The organism is Mucilaginibacter terrae (genome assembly GCF_031951985.1).
In the GTDB taxonomy this organism is placed as follows: Bacteria; Bacteroidota; Bacteroidia; order Sphingobacteriales; family Sphingobacteriaceae; genus Mucilaginibacter; species Mucilaginibacter terrae_A.
The window spans coordinates 4,762,996-4,777,985 of record NZ_JAVLVU010000001.1 but is presented as its reverse complement, the minus strand read 5'-3'; the positions used below and the strand labels follow the sequence as shown (position 1 = coordinate 4,777,985).

Sequence of the window (14,990 nt, the reverse complement as noted above, 5' to 3'; positions counted from 1 at the left end):
CTCCAAATGTGAGGGAGTTAGAAAATATAATATTACTTCTCATCGCGTCATTGCGAGGAACGAAGCAATCTCTGCTTATGCAAGGTGGTTATACCCGGTTCAGAGATTGCTTCGTTCCTCGCAATGACGTTTTTTGTGTACTTTCTCGAGATCGGGGGTACAAAAAAAGAGACACAACGTATTGTGTCTCTACCTAAATATCATCAAAGCACAAATAACTTACGCGCTTTTCTCTGCTCTGATCTTTTCTAAATCTAACAAATTAGCTTCGATAAGCTCCTTAGCGGTTTCATACTTTTCTTTTAAAGCACTTGCATCAGGGGCACCGTTTTTAGCCATGTGCTCAATATCCTGCATCATGCCCTGCGTGGTGTGCATTCCAAAAAAGCCAAGGTTAGGTTTTAACTTATGCGCTGCTGCACCGGCCGTGTTCCAGTTTTGGGCAGCAATGGCCTCACCTATTTCACTAATGAGCATTGGCGTTTGCTGTAAAAACATATCAATCGATTCTACAATAAACTCGTCGCTGCCATCGGCAATTTCGTATAAAAATGATAAGTCAAGGTCTGTTTGGTTCTCGGCCATAGGGGTTTAATAATTGTTATTTCAAAAATAGATTTTTTTTACTTCTAATTTATCCTGTAAATTATTTTTAAGTACTTCAATATCAACTTTAAACACAGGATGTTTAAAGTTGGGTGCAATTTCGGCTAAAGGTTCTAAAGTAAAACGGCGCTTGTGTAATTCCGGGTGCGGTATTTTAAGATCAGGAGAATCAATGATCTCATCATCGTAAAATAAAATATCAATATCTATCACCCGCGCCCCCCACTTTTCTTCACGTACCCTACCCAGTAACAACTCAATATCAAGCAATTTGTTCAATAAAGCCGGGGCAGCCAATGTGGTGTGTATTAACAATACCTGGTTTAAATAATCGGGGGCGTCATTTTTACCCCAGCTTTGGGTTTCATATAAGCCCGATTTCTTGATAACAGGACCTGCCTCGGCTTCAATGTGATTTATGGCTTGTTGTAAAAACAATTGCCGGTTGCCCAGGTTACTACCCAACAGTAAATAAACGCCTATCATGTTGTAACAAATATTATATGGAGTACTCTAAACATTATATTGTACCAATTATTAAGTTTGCATAGTTAAATCATTTATAATAGTTAATGAAACAATTTTTCAAGTTCGTACTGGCTACTATTGTGGGCATGATTGCGGTGGGTGTTATTATGTTGTTTGTAGTTATAGGTATTATAGCCACGGCCACAAGCGATAAAAAGGTTACGGTCGAAGATAATTCGATACTTACCATATCGTTAAAAACCAACATACCCGAGCGCACACCTAATAATCCGCTTGCCGGACTTGATTTTTTAGGCTTTGAAGAAGAAAAGCAATTGGGCCTTAATGATATTTTGGCCAGCATTAAAAAAGCCAAAACCGACGATCATATTAAAGGTATATACCTTACCGATAGTTACCTGATGGCCGGCCAGGCCACTGCCGAAGAAATCCGGAATGCACTTATCGACTTTAAGAAATCAAAGAAGTTTATCATCGCCTATTCTGAAGTTTATACCCAGGGCTTTTACTACCTGGCATCCGTAGCCGATAAGGTTTATATTAACCCTAAAGGAATTTTTGAATTTGCAGGCATGAGTTCACAAATTACCTTCTTTAAAGGTGCGCTTGATAAACTGGGCATCGAAGCACAGATCATAAAGGTAGGAACCTACAAAAGCGCGGTTGAACCTTTCTTTTTAAATAAAATGAGCGATGCCAACCGCCAGCAGGTTACTTCGTACTTAGGCTCGTTATATAACCAGTTTTTAACCGGTGTTAGCACCAGCCGTAAAATTAGTAAAGACAGCCTGTACGTTATGGCTAACGAGTTGCGCGTACACTACCCTGCCGATGCCCTAAAATATAAACTGGTTGACGGTTTAAAATACAAGGATGAGGTACTCGACGAGTTAAAAAAACGCACCGATATTAGCCTGAGCAAAGATTTAAAAGGTGTTGACCTTGCCGCTTACGCCAAAGACAGCGGTGCCGACGAAACCGGCGACAAGGATAAAGACTCGGGTAACCAGATTGCCATGATATATGCCTCGGGCGAAATTAACGGTGGCCAGGGCGATGATAACACCATCGGTTCAGAGCGCATATCAGCAGCATTGCGTAAGGCACGTTTAAATGATAAGGTTAAAGCCGTAGTTTTACGTGTAAACTCTCCGGGTGGTAGTTCGCTGGCATCTGATGTGATATGGCGCGAGGTTAGCCTCACCAAAAAGGTTAAACCGGTTATCGTATCAATGGGCGATTATGCTGCTTCGGGTGGTTACTACATCTCGTGCGCGGCCGATTCAATTTTTGCCGAACCTAATACTGTTACCGGCTCTATTGGCATATTTGCCATATTGCCCAACATGCAAAACTTTTTAAACAATAAACTGGGCATTACCTTCGATGGCGTTAAAACCGGCAAATTTGCCGATTTAGGTGATGTTAGTCGCCCGCTCACCCCCGAGGAGCACGCCATTTTGCAGGATGAAATTAACCACGGGTATGATGATTTTACCAAAGCCGTGGCAACTGGTCGTAAAAAGAGCCAGGAATACATTAACAGCATAGGCCAGGGCCGTGTATGGACCGGTGAGCAAGCCCTCAAAATTGGGTTGGTTGACCGTTTAGGCAACATTAATGATGCCATTGCCAGTGCCGCCAAAAAAGCCAAACTTAAAGACTATAAATTAGTAGCCTACCCCGAGCAAAAAGGATTTTTTAAAGGTCTTACTAACGATGTAGAAACCCGTGTAAAAACCCATATGCTAAAATCAGAACTGGGCGATAGCTACCAATACTACTCGCAAATGAAAACTTTGCAAGGTATGATACGCGTACCGCAAGCACGTTTGCCGTTTGTTACGGAGAAGTGGTAGTAGCGAAGCGCTGCTTCGAAGTTCATGGTTCATAGATGATAGTTCATAGCCAAGCTTCTTACCATAAACCATCATCTATTAACTATGGCCTACGGCCAACAACAAAATACCAACAAAAGCTGTTCTTTGAGAATGGCTTTTGTATTTTTACAGCCTTACTGTTTCTATGGAAAATAAACCTATTGCCGGCCGGCTTAAATTATTGGCTAAATTTATGGAACTGCATGAGCAAAACGAGTTTAAAATACGCTCGGTTGCCAATGCTTCGTTCACTATTGATAAACTGCCCTACCAGCTGGCCGATAAAAGCTTCGAAGAAATTACCCAGATAAAAGGCGTAGGCAAAAGCATTGCGGCCTATATAAAGGAGCTGCAGGAAACAGGTACCCTTAAAGATTTAGAAGACCTGCTGGCTGCCACCCCCGATGGTGTTGCCGAAATGCTGAACATTAAAGGCATCGGCCCCAAAAAGGTTGCCATAATATGGAAACAGTTAGGCATCGAAAACACAGGTGAGCTCTATTACGCCTGTAATGAAAACCGTTTGGTGGAGGCCAAAGGCTTTGGTATAAAAACGCAAGACGAGATCATCAAATCGCTCGAGTTCAGGATGGCCAGTAATGGTAAATTCCTGTATGCACAGGCGCAGCACGAGGCTAAAGAACTAATGGCGTTATTAAAATCCATGTTCCCGGGTGCGCTGATTGAGTATGCAGGCGATTATCGCAGGTGTTGCGAAATAGTATCAGAACTGGTGGTGGTATTGGGAACACGCGATGCGGAACTGGCACTAAACAGCCTGAGCACTTCTACCTTGTTAAACAATATTGCTGTAACCGATTGCCGGGTAAGCGGAGAAACAGCTAACGGACTGTTGGTAAGCATTATAGTTAGCGATAAACGCTTTTTTTACCGCGATCTGTTTACCTACACCGGTAACGACGGCCATGTAGAAGCCGTATTATCGCGCATTGTTGATGCGATAGATCAGCCCGAAAGCGAAGAATTCATCTACAAAAAAGCAAGCCTGCCCTGGATGGCACCCGAACTGCGCGAAGGCACCGCCTTTATTAATAAAGCAGCGGTTGACTTTTTGCCCGACCTGATTGATTTTGCCGACCTGAAAGGTACCCTGCACAATCACAGTACCTGGAGCGACGGCATAAACACCCTCGAAGAAATGGCACTGTACTGCCGCGATGAGATGAAACTGGAGTACCTGGGCATTTGCGATCACAGCAAGAGCGCCGTGTATGCCAAAGGCCTAAGCATCGAACGCGTGTTACAGCAACACCAGGAAATTGAAAAGCTCAACAGCAAACTCGACAACTTCCATATATTTAAAGGTATTGAGTCGGATATTTTAGGGGATGGCTCATTAGACTATCCTGATAATATACTCGAAAAGTTTGACTTTGTGGTGGCCTCGGTTCACTCCAACCTTAAAATGGATAAAGAGAAAGCCACTACCCGTATTATCAAAGCCATCGAAAACCCTTACACTACCATATTAGGCCATCCTACCGGCAGGTTATTATTGAGCCGCAACGGATATGAACTGGATTATGAAAAGGTAATTGATGCCTGTGCCGCCAACAATGTAATCATCGAAATTAACGCCAACCCACGACGCCTGGATTTAGACTGGCGCTGGTGCCAGTACGCCATATCAAAAGGTGTAATGCTTTCTATTAATCCCGATGCGCACCGTATTGAAGGTTTTAATGATATGCACTATGGTATTTTGGCGGCCCGTAAAGGCGGTGTTAGCAAAGAAAACTGTTTGAATACATTATCATTTGAGCAGATAAAGGAAAAATTTGAAACTCGCAAAGCGGCTATTACCACAGTTTAATATGCGGCCTAACCTCGAAAGTACACTACTTAATAAAATTACAGGTTTATCCGCCTTACAAACCAAAGTAACTGAATGGAAACAGCAAGGTCAAAAGGTGGTGTTTACCAACGGCGTGTTTGATTTGGTGCACATAGGGCATATCACTTATTTAAGCAAGGCTGCCGAACTGGGCGACAAACTCATCATTGGCCTGAACGCCGATTCATCGGTTAAGCGGTTGAAAGGTGAAAGCCGACCCGTTAACGGGCAGGATAGCAGATCTGCATTGCTGGCCGCTTTCTTTTTTGTAGATGCCGTGGTGCTGTTTGATGAAGATACCCCGCAAAACCTCATCAGTACCCTACTGCCCGATGTATTGGTAAAAGGTGCCGATTATGAAATTGAGAACATTGTAGGTGCTAAAGAAGTGCTGGCCAACGGCGGCGAAGTAAAAACTATTACCTTTGTAGAGGGCTACTCCTCCACATCCATCATTCAAAAAATCAGGAACCAGCAGTCCTGATAACGTATTTGTAAGACAAATGAAAGTACTGGTGATCCGCTTTAGCTCCATGGGCGATATTATTTACACTACCCCGGTAGTGCGCTGCCTTAAAGAGCAATTGCCCGGTGCCGAAGTACATTTTTTAACCAAGCCTGCCTTCAGGTACATTTACGATAATAACCCTTACGTTGATAAGCTACTTTTGCTGCAGCCAAAACTCAGCGATACCATACGGGAGATTAAAGCCGAAAAGTACGATATACTGGTAGACCTGCACACTAACCTGCGCACATCTATCATTAAATTACGCACTGGAATAAAATCATACACATATGATAAGCAACGCCTGCGTAAATGGCTCAGCTTAAAATTCAACCTCAAACTGGTGCCGCCTGTACATCTGGTCGACCGGTATTTGAAAGCCGTTGCCCCGCTGGGTATTGTTAACGATGGCAAACCCATTAATTATTATATTAAAAAGCAGTACTTGTTAGATGATTTGCTGCCCGCAAGCCATCGGCATAACTATATAGTGTTTGTAATTGGCGCTACGCACAATACCAAGCGTATGCCCAATGCCAAGGTGGCCGATATTTGCCGGCAAATTGATCAACCCGTATTGTTATTAGGCGGAAACGATGTAAAAGCTAATGGTGACGAGATTGCAGCGGCGGCCGGAAGCCATGTACTCAATATTTGCGGAGTAACTTCTTTGGATGAATCTGTCTTCATCTTATCAAAAGCCAAACGCTTAATAGGTTTTGATACCGGCCTAACCCACATTGCCGAAGCTTTTAATATTCCCATAGCATCGGTTTGGGGAGCCACCGTGCCCGAATTGCTGGGTGTACAACCGTACCAGGTTAATGATGCGTTGGTAGTAGGCGTTGATTTGCCCTGCCGCCCCTGCTCCAAATTTGGCCAGGAAAAATGTCCGTTGGGGCATTTTAAGTGTATGCATAATATTGATGATGCCATTTTGGTAAATTTTGCTAATGCCTGAAAGCTGTAAGTTTCATATTTAAATAGAAACTAACCTTGTAGTTATTTTTCATATATTCGGGGCTTTACTGGCATTATCACAATTCATGAAAAAAACCCTACTTACTGCGTTAGCTGCGCTTTCTTTTTGTACCGCATTTGCACAATTCCCGGCCCCACCTGTACAAACCACTTTTGGCATAAAAGCTGGTGTAAACCGCACAACCATGAGCTTAACGGCTGATGCATCGGGCCTTATTATCAACCCAGGTTATTCAACCAACTTTTCGGCAGGCGTATTTGCTGATGTTGCTGTTACCGAACGTTTCTCCATTCAGCCGGGTGTTTACTATTCGGGCAAAGGCTTTAGCTACAAACATTACGAACAACAAATTGATGGCACTTCCACATACACTTACGATGCCAACTTAAAATCAAATATTGCATATATACAGGTTCCGGTTAATTTTTTGTTTAACAGTACCTTTAATGCAGGAAGATTATTTATTGGCGGCGGCCCGTTTGCAGCAGTAGCCATAAAGGCATCGGCAAGCGGTTATATTAAAGAAAGATATGAAGACGGTCCTTTTGTTATAGACCTTGATGGCGATGTTGACCCCAATGTTGAAATTGGCACCCAAGATGGCGTTAAGCGCCTTGATTACGGTGTAACCGGTTTGGCGGGTTTCAGGCTTAATAATGGCTTTTTAGTAAGCGCTAATTATGATTACGGTATTGCCAATATTAACGGCGATAAAAACTCGCAGGGCAAAGCCAAAACACGCACCATTACCCTATCCCTGGGTTTTAGCTTTTAATAACACACCTTACATTCATAAACACACCTCAACATGAAAAAACTATTACTAACCATGGTTGCCGCGGCGGCCGCATCACTGGCATTTGCACAAACCAAAACAACTTTTGGAATTAAAGCTGGTGTAAACTTTGCCTCATTACAAGCTTCAAGCAGTGGCTCATCTGTAACTGCTACATCGGGTAGTGTTACCATGTTTACTGCAGGAGCTTATGCTGATGCTCCTCTGGGAAACAATGGCCTTTCATTACAACCAGGCTTATACTACACCGGTAAAGGTGGCAACTCTAATGATGGTCAAAGCACCGGTAAATTAAAATTCAGCTATCTGCAAATACCTGTTAATCTGGTGTATTCGGTACCGTTAAGCGCGGGTAAATTTTATTTTGGCGGTGGCCCTTATGCAGCCTATGCCTTATCGGCCAAAGCCGAAGATAAAGTTAACGGCCAAAACGTAAGCGTTGATTTAACCCTCGGAAGTGATAACAACAGCGATATTAAACGTACCGATTTTGGTATCACTGTATTAATTGGATTTCAATTCACAAACAAACTAAGTTTAGGTGTAAACTCCGATTTTGGTTTAACAAGCGTACTGCCCGGCAGTAACAACGGGTATAGCCTTAAAAATCGTGTTTACTGCATTACAGCCGGTTACAGCTTCTAAAAAATAAAACAACAGTTATTTAGGAAGAGGAGCATTGTCTCCTCTTTTTTTATATATAAAACAGCCAATAAATAATTGTTAACAAATTGCACCGTTTTTGTACATTTATACTTAATGAAAAAGTTACTCCTCGTAAGGCATGCCAAGGCAGAAGAATTTGCTGCCGGTGGTGATTTTCATCGCCCGTTATCAGTAAAAGGAGAAAACGACGTAAAGCAACTTGCGCAAAAGCTACAAGCCGAAAAGCTGGTGCCCGAGCAGATAATTTGCAGCTCGGCCTTGCGCACACAAACCACTGCCGATATTTTATCAATCAGCCTTAATATACCCCAACCCAGGGCAACAGTAGCCATTTACGAGGCCAGCGAGCGTACGCTGCTGCGCGAGATCAACCATTTTTCGAACGCGTATGATTTTGTAGCCATGGTAGGCCACAATCCTGGCATAGCCTACCTGTTACTTAACTTAACCGGCAAAGTGCGCGATGTACCCACCTGCGCCGCCATAGTATTAGTATTTGAGGATGCGGACAGCTGGCAGGAGATAACCCATGAATCGGGCGTGATTACGTGGTATAGTGTACCGCAATAATCTTCGTCATTGCGAGGAACGAAGCAACCTATGCGGAGAATAATCGTACAAATTATTAGCCCAAATCTTAGTGAATGGAAACCTACTCACCCGTCATTGCGAGGAACGAAGCAATCTCTGCGTAAGATATTCTTTCAGATAGATAAATTTACATCATAACATCTAAAACTATGGAACGAGGCGGCTGCGTGTACATCATGACTAATAAGCGACACTCGGTATTTTATACAGGTGTTACTTCAGATATTGTTAGTCGGATATGGCAACATAAAAACAACGTACATCCCAATAGTTTTACAGCTAAGTATCACTGCCATAAATTGGTTTATTATTTTGCTTATGCACATATCGAGGAAGCTATTGCTGCCGAAAAGCTAATTAAAGGCGGTAATCGTCAAAGTAAGATTGACTTAATTGTTGCTTTAAACCCTGATTGGAAAGACCTATACGAAGAACTAATAGCGGAATAGTATTTGCAAATGCAGAGATTGCTTCGTTCCTCGCAATGACAAGGTGGGGATGCGGAGCTACCAGCAGCAAAGCTCGTCATTGGCAGACCATCTTACGCAGAGATTGCTTCTTACCTCGCAATGACTTGGCGAGCTAAAATCACCCAATCACATACATTTTCCCCGGCTTAGCCGTAATATAGCCTTGCATTTCCATGTTTAGTAAATTCATGGCTAAGGTGCTTACGGGCATGTTAAGCTGAATGCTTAGTTCATCAATAGCCACGGGGGTTTTACTCTCGTAAAGTAGTTGCCATATATTGCGTTCCTGCTCGGTTAAATCAATAGGTAATGCAAACTGTTTGGGCTTTGCCTGGGTACTAGTTTGCGTGTCCCAGCCCATCAGGTAAGCCAAATCGGCCGCGCAGGTGAGCAAGCCGGCCTTGTTATTCCGAATTAAAAAGTTACAACCTTCCGAGTACACATCAGTTGTACGCCCCGGAAATGCAAATACATCGCGATTATACGAATTGGCAATTTCGGCCGTAATTAATGCCCCACCCTTAATACCGGCCTCTACCACCACGGTAACATCTGCCATACCGGCCACAATGCGGTTACGCTGCGGGAAGTTCTCTCTGTCGGGCTTGGTGCCTGAGGGGTACTCACTCAGAAGGGCACCGTTTAATATCATTTTATCGGCAATTGCCCGGTTTTGACTGGGGTACAACCTATCTAAACTGTGCCCCAATACGCCTACGGTTGGCAGGTTAAGCCGGAGGCTTTCTTTATGGGCGGCTACATCAATGCCTAATGCAAGGCCACTTACTACTAACACGCCGTATTGCTGTAAATCCTCAAGCAGTTCTTTGCACAGCTGCCTGCCGTAGTCGGTAGCGTTGCGGGTGCCTACTATACTTATTATGCGCTGGTTGTTTAAATCGGCGTTGCCTTTACTATATAGCAGAATGGGGGCATCGTTACAATTCTTCAGTTTTTTAGGATACCGTTCGTCGGTATAAAATATAACGTCGATGCCATTCTTTTCTATAAAGGCTACTTCGCGGTCGGCCTGCTCCAAAGCCGCATTGAGATTAAGGCTCTCAATAGTTTTATCGCCAATGCCGGGTACGCGTTTAAAACGCCCTACCGGGCCATTAAAAAACTTCGTCGGCACTGCCAAAATAGGCCAGTAAAGATTTTGATAACGTGGGGCCGATGCCCTTAATAAGTGATAAAGCAATTTGGTGTTTAAGTGTCATGATGCGGCCGCAATTTAACAACACCTCATAATTTACCCGTAGGGTAAGAAAATTTTTTTTGAAAAATGGCCTTTTAAGCGCAAAAAAAGCCTTTTGACAAACAAAACTATAAAAACAGTTTGCAAACTATAAAAATAGTAGTACTTTCGGCTATTCGAACTATAAAAACAGTTCGCAAACTATTCGCATAGTTTACTTAAACTATCGAAATAGTTTACCTTTTTAGCCCAAAAAAACGATGAAAGAATTAACCAAAGCAGAGGAACAGGTAATGCAGATTTTATGGAAGCTGAAAGAGGGTATTGTAAAGCAGATACTCGACCAGATGCCCGACGACCCGAAGCCTGCCTACAATACCGTGAGCACCGTAGTGCGTGTGCTCGAAACCAAAGGATTTGTGGACCACAAAGCGTACGGAAACTCGCACGTGTACTTCCCTACCGTGAGTGAGGAAGACTACAAGAAATTCGCTTTCGATAAGGTGATCAAAAGCTATTTCAACAATTCGTACAAAAGCCTCGTGTCATACCTGGTGAAAGAACAGAAGCTAAACCTGAGCGAATTGGCCGAACTTATTTTACTGGCCGAACGCAGCCGCAAAAAAAGCAGCGATGATTAACCTGCTGCAATACCTGCTCGAGGTAAACGTTTACCTCGCCCTTGCCTACGGTGGCTATTGGCTGCTATTGCGCAGGCAAACTTTTCACAGTGCCAACCGGGCTTACCTGCTGGCCTCTGCCCTGCTGTGTTTTGCCATTCCGCTGGTACAAATAAGCTTTGCAAGGCCCGCGCCTGTCCCGGTTACGCAGGTATTAACTCAGGCAGTTTTTACTGAAGTGATGCAAATGGCTACACCAGCTCCGCAACCACAAGCCATATTTGAGCCCTTTAGAGCTATTACAGCGCTTTACATAGCCGGAGCCATACTTGGCTTCGTTTTGCTATGCGCAAAGCTTTACAGGCTCTTAAAATTGATTTTTACGAGTCAACGAGAACAACGCGATGGCTACACGCTGGTATTCGTGCCTGGAACGCTCTCTCCCTTTTCGTTCATGCGCTTCTTATTTGCTGCCGATGAGGAACAACTGCAGCCAGTTATTTTAAAGCACGAGCTGGTGCACATTACCCAAAAACACAGTTACGACGTGCTGTTTACCGAACTGCTAAAAATCATCTGCTGGTTTAACCCTGCTGTGTACCTGTTGCAAAACAGCCTCAAGGCACTGCACGAATTTGAGGCCGACCGCCTTACGGCGGAAAAAACCGAGCAGGACGGCTACGTGGATTTTTTAATAGCCCAGGCCTGCCAAAACAACGGCCTTAGCTTCGCCAATCATTTTTCAGAGAAACAACTTTTAAAATCACGAATAATGAAGCTTTATCAAAAACGCTCGGGTAGTTTAGCCAGGCTAAATTACCTCATGGCCCTGCCCCTTTGTGCAGGTATGTTGTGCGCCTCATCGGCCGCATTTAGTAAAGACTATGGGTTTAAGTTTGAATGGGGAAAAACACCTAAAAACAACCTCACATCAACCAGCATAACTACTTATGAAACAGTAAATAACTTTCAATCAGGTAAAATAATTTTTCCACCTCCAACCATACGTACAGCAGATGGAAAAGTAATTAGCAAACCTACTGCCGGCTTCGAAGCTGTTATAACTCCGGAAAGCACTTCCACCAAAAAAGATTCGGTAAAAAAAATGCGTTTAAAAGTTACAAGCGGCAACACATCAACCATAACCGACCAGTTGAAACTAAACGGCGCTGGTGGCAAACAACTGATTTATACAGCGCAAACTTTAACAAAAAAAGACAGGAAAGACCTGAAGCAAAAATTTGGAATTAATGTAGAAACAACGAATGCATCAAACAGTGCAACCAGCATTTTAGTACTTCCACCGCCCCCACCAATAGACCCTCGTAACCCTAACAAAGTCAGAAGGCCTTTACTTCCTCCGCCACCGCCACCTGTTGAAAAACCTGCATCGCAAAAAAGGAAAGACGATATTCCGCCGCCCCCACCGCCGGTTGATAATACTGAAAATTCAACAAAAACAAAAAAAGCAAGTGCCTTTAATATGAACCAAAAACATTACATAGGAACAGTGTTTATGGGCATAACCCCAGAGCCGGGGAAATTTATTACAAGCTTTGAACCCGATATGTATGTGCGCCCCCAACTGGTTTATATTCAGATTGATAAACTTAAACCGGAAAATATAAAAAATCACGAACCAGTAAAACACGGAGACCATTCATGGTTCTTGATCAAAGGAAAGTTATATGATGCATTGGCTCTCGAAAAACTGTCGGCCAGAATTAGCACTAAAGAAAAGTTAGGCACCTTACTTCATGCAAAAAGTACCTTTTATCATAAGCCTAATGATGCGGCCACCATTAAAAGATTCGGCGAAAGCGTTGGCAAAAACGGCGTTACCGAATTTGTAAACGTAGTTTGGTCAAGAATATAGATCACCCCTTCACATATATCACCTGCTTAGTCTCGAAGAACTCTTCCTCAAAGTAGTTCTTCAGGAAGTATTGCTGAACGGCTAAACCCGACTCGGCAATTTCCTGTTTAAGGTCTCCCCCTTTCAAATACAAAATGCCGTTAGGCAACGTATTCTTCGATTTGTTGTTGAATTTGCCTTTTACCCATGGATAAAAATCCTTCAACTGCGTTACCGCTCTACTTACCACAAAATCAAACTTTCCGGGAATTTGCTCGGCCCTGCTGTGCGTAGCTTCCAGGTTTTTAAGGCCAATGGCCGATGCCACTTCGCTCACTACCTTGATCTTCTTCCCTATCGAATCGACCAGATGAAAGCTGGTTTCGGGAAACATAATTGCCAGCGGGATACCGGGAAAACCGCCACCTGTGCCTACATCAAGCACTTTTTCGCCAGGCAAAAAGCCCATTACCTTGGCAATACCTAATGAGTGCAGCACATGGCGCTCGTACAGCAAATCCATATCCTTTCGCGATATCACGTTGATCTGCTGGTTCCAATGATTATAAAGTTCGGCCAGTTGGTTAAACTGGCTTTGTTGTTCGGCAGTAATTTCGGGGAAATATTTGGGGATCAGTCCGGCGTCCATTTATCGGTCAATACGGTTAATAATGTTGCCCAGCAGGTACTTGGCCCTAAACAATTGTGCCTTTACAGTACCCAGCGGCAGGTCGAGTTGCTGTGCAATTTCCTCGTACGAGAGTTCGTCGAAATACCTCAACGTTAATAAGTTACGATAACGCGGCGGTAAGCTTTCAATGAGTAATTTTATCTCGTTCGATTGCTGCTTTTTGATAGAGAACTCTTCGGGGTTCAGCGTGTCCGACTTAATTTGCAACGGACGGTCGTCCTCCTCATCCATCATATTATTGATAGAAACGGTGTTGAGCTTCTTTTTGCGCAAAAAATCAATACAGTTGTTGGTAGCCACCCTGAACAGCCAGGTACTAAATGCGTAATCAGGCTGGTACTTATCCAGTTTTTCAAACGCTTTGGCAAAAGTTTCAACCGTTATATCCATGGCATCCTCGCGGTTGTTCACCATCTTGAGCGACATAAAATATATCGAATCCTTGTAGCGTTGCATCAAATCGGCAAAAGCTTTCTGGCTTCCCGCCCTTGCTTTCAGCACCAGTTGATAGTCGTTTTTGGCGTTATCGGTAAAATTAGCGTTTACTTCCATTGTATGGTTTTTACAAATGTTCCTATTAAACCAAACACATTCAAGTACACATAATACAGCAAATCAAAGAATGGCAAAAACCATATCAAATCCTTCCCGGTCAGCTTTTTAGCCGACTTTATGTAAACAATAATTTGAGTTATTAATCGTGCGATGTATAACCCGGCTATAATTGGTAGTTGTACTTTAAAAACTATGCACAATACTAATGCCACATAAAAAAAGAAACCGCTTAAAGCTTCAAAGCTCAGCATACGGCGGTGCTTGTTTTTATACAAGCCCCCTACTCCCATGTGGCGTTTCTTTTGGCGAAAGTATCCGCCTAAAGTACGTTTAGCATCGGTATAAACAAAAGCATCTTTATGAATTTCAACCGCAGTATTATCAGTCGTGGCGTTTTGGTTTACAAACAGATCATCATCGCCGGCCAAAATATGCAGGTGCGAGGCAAAACCTTTTACGCTAAAAAACAACGATTTGGTGTAAGCCAAATTACGGCCAATACCCATGTAAGCATTACGCCCTAATGCCGCCGAAATGTATGTAATAGCAGTTTTTAAGGTTTCGAAACGTGTAAAAGCATTAATAAAGCCACGGCGTTTGCGGTATGGAGAGTATCCCAATACAATTTGCACACCGGGTGTAAAATTGGCAGCTATACGCGCGATCCATTGTGGCGAAGCCGGTTCGCAATCGGCATCGGTAAACAAAAGATGTTCGTGACTGGCGGCTTTTATACCCATGGTTAAGGCAAACTTTTTCCCGGTTTTAAAGCGGGGGTGTTCAGTAACAGTAACCAATTTAAGGTGCGGATAGTTTTTGGCAAAATCTTCTAACACCCACCGGCTGTTATCAACCGAACAATCATTCACTACAACCACTTCAAAATGAGGATAATCCTGTTCTAAAATAGCGGGTAAATATTGGGTTAAATTTTCGGCCTCATTACGGGCGGCTATAATTACCGAGATGGGAAGATTACCCGCCACAACGTCTTCATCAGGCACATGGTAAGCAGCCAAACGGCGCGGCACTACCAGCAAAAAGCCCATTTGCCAAACAAAGCAAAGCACTAAAAAACACAGTAAGGCCAGGGGTATATATTGTTCCAAATTCGGGGCTATTATTACAAATGGCAAATTTGTTAATTTTAACCGAATTGTTTGGGAATTAGTTGAATTTAGATAGTTTATTAAAAGCCCCATCCAAACCCTCCCCGGGAGGGAGGGCT

16 protein-coding genes are annotated in these 14,990 nt (G+C 43.3%); 10 read left to right on the top strand and 6 right to left on the bottom strand.

From position 1 onward, the window contains the following. Window positions 1–219: 219 nt before the first annotated feature. Both QE417_RS20505 and folK read right to left on the bottom strand, forming a co-directional pair. Complete coding sequence (locus QE417_RS20505; RefSeq protein WP_311953103.1) at window positions 220–585, bottom strand: Hpt domain-containing protein; 366 nt, start codon at window positions 583–585, stop codon at window positions 220–222. A 21-nt stretch (window positions 586–606) separates the two neighbouring features. Continuing rightward, the gene (gene folK, locus QE417_RS20500) at window positions 607–1,092 is read right to left on the bottom strand and encodes a 2-amino-4-hydroxy-6-hydroxymethyldihydropteridine diphosphokinase (RefSeq protein ID WP_311953100.1); all 486 of its coding nucleotides are present in this window, start codon (window positions 1,090–1,092) and stop codon (window positions 607–609) included. 86 nt (window positions 1,093–1,178) lie between these two features. Here folK and sppA point away from each other — a divergent pair, with 86 nt between their 5' ends. The 8 genes from sppA to QE417_RS20460 all read left to right on the top strand — a co-directional run bounded on the left by sppA (window position 1,179) and on the right by QE417_RS20460 (window position 8,822). Continuing rightward, window positions 1,179–2,954, top strand: coding sequence for a signal peptide peptidase SppA (gene sppA, locus QE417_RS20495; RefSeq protein WP_311953098.1), 1,776 nt, complete (start codon window positions 1,179–1,181; stop codon window positions 2,952–2,954). 166 nt (window positions 2,955–3,120) lie between these two features. Next, on the top strand, window positions 3,121–4,809 hold the full coding sequence (locus QE417_RS20490) for a helix-hairpin-helix domain-containing protein (RefSeq protein WP_311953095.1): 1,689 nt from the start codon (window positions 3,121–3,123) through the stop codon (window positions 4,807–4,809). 1 nt (window position 4,810) lies between these two features. Then, window positions 4,811–5,314 (top strand): D-glycero-beta-D-manno-heptose 1-phosphate adenylyltransferase, encoded by a 504-nt coding sequence (gene rfaE2, locus QE417_RS20485; protein ID WP_311953092.1) that lies wholly within the window; start codon window positions 4,811–4,813, stop codon window positions 5,312–5,314. A 19-nt stretch (window positions 5,315–5,333) separates the two neighbouring features. Next, window positions 5,334–6,299 (top strand): glycosyltransferase family 9 protein, encoded by a 966-nt coding sequence (locus QE417_RS20480; RefSeq protein WP_311953090.1) that lies wholly within the window; start codon window positions 5,334–5,336, stop codon window positions 6,297–6,299. Window positions 6,300–6,384: 85 nt separating this feature from the next. Continuing rightward, on the top strand, window positions 6,385–7,095 hold the full coding sequence (locus QE417_RS20475; RefSeq protein WP_311953088.1) for a porin family protein: 711 nt from the start codon (window positions 6,385–6,387) through the stop codon (window positions 7,093–7,095). Window positions 7,096–7,128: 33 nt separating this feature from the next. After that, entirely contained in the window at window positions 7,129–7,761 is a 633-nt protein-coding gene (locus QE417_RS20470) for a porin family protein (protein WP_311953087.1), read from the top strand. A gap of 114 nt (window positions 7,762–7,875) precedes the next feature. After that, entirely contained in the window at window positions 7,876–8,352 is a 477-nt protein-coding gene (locus tag QE417_RS20465; protein ID WP_311953085.1) for a SixA phosphatase family protein, read from the top strand. A 170-nt stretch (window positions 8,353–8,522) separates the two neighbouring features. Beyond that, entirely contained in the window at window positions 8,523–8,822 is a 300-nt protein-coding gene (locus QE417_RS20460; RefSeq protein ID WP_311953082.1) for a GIY-YIG nuclease family protein, read from the top strand. A 139-nt stretch (window positions 8,823–8,961) separates the two neighbouring features. Here the strand turns inward: QE417_RS20460 and dprA are convergent, their stop codons facing one another. Next, a complete protein-coding gene (dprA, locus tag QE417_RS20455) occupies window positions 8,962–10,044 on the bottom strand; it encodes a DNA-processing protein DprA (RefSeq protein ID WP_311953081.1) in 1,083 nt (360 codons plus the stop codon). A 257-nt stretch (window positions 10,045–10,301) separates the two neighbouring features. Between dprA and QE417_RS20450 the strand changes: the two genes are divergently transcribed. Both QE417_RS20450 and QE417_RS20445 read left to right on the top strand, forming a co-directional pair. Further along, window positions 10,302–10,682, top strand: a complete 381-nt coding sequence (locus tag QE417_RS20450; RefSeq protein ID WP_311953080.1) for a BlaI/MecI/CopY family transcriptional regulator — start codon at window positions 10,302–10,304, stop codon at window positions 10,680–10,682. Next, complete coding sequence (locus tag QE417_RS20445; RefSeq protein WP_311953077.1) at window positions 10,675–12,537, top strand: M56 family metallopeptidase; 1,863 nt, start codon at window positions 10,675–10,677, stop codon at window positions 12,535–12,537. The genes QE417_RS20450 and QE417_RS20445 overlap by 8 nt, the downstream gene beginning before the upstream one ends. 1 nt (window position 12,538) lies before the next feature. Here QE417_RS20445 and rsmG read toward each other — a convergent pair whose 3' ends face one another. Genes rsmG through QE417_RS20430 form a run of 3 tightly spaced genes read right to left on the bottom strand, consistent with a single transcriptional unit; the run spans window position 12,539 to window position 14,871 of the window. Next, a complete protein-coding gene (gene rsmG / locus QE417_RS20440) occupies window positions 12,539–13,165 on the bottom strand; it encodes a 16S rRNA (guanine(527)-N(7))-methyltransferase RsmG (RefSeq protein ID WP_311953076.1) in 627 nt (208 codons plus the stop codon). Beyond that, a complete protein-coding gene (locus QE417_RS20435) occupies window positions 13,166–13,759 on the bottom strand; it encodes an RNA polymerase sigma factor (RefSeq protein ID WP_311953073.1) in 594 nt (197 codons plus the stop codon). Continuing rightward, on the bottom strand, window positions 13,750–14,871 hold the full coding sequence (locus QE417_RS20430) for a glycosyltransferase (RefSeq protein ID WP_311953071.1): 1,122 nt from the start codon (window positions 14,869–14,871) through the stop codon (window positions 13,750–13,752). Before QE417_RS20430 ends, QE417_RS20435 begins: the two co-directional genes overlap by 10 nt. Window positions 14,872–14,990 lie beyond the last annotated feature (119 nt).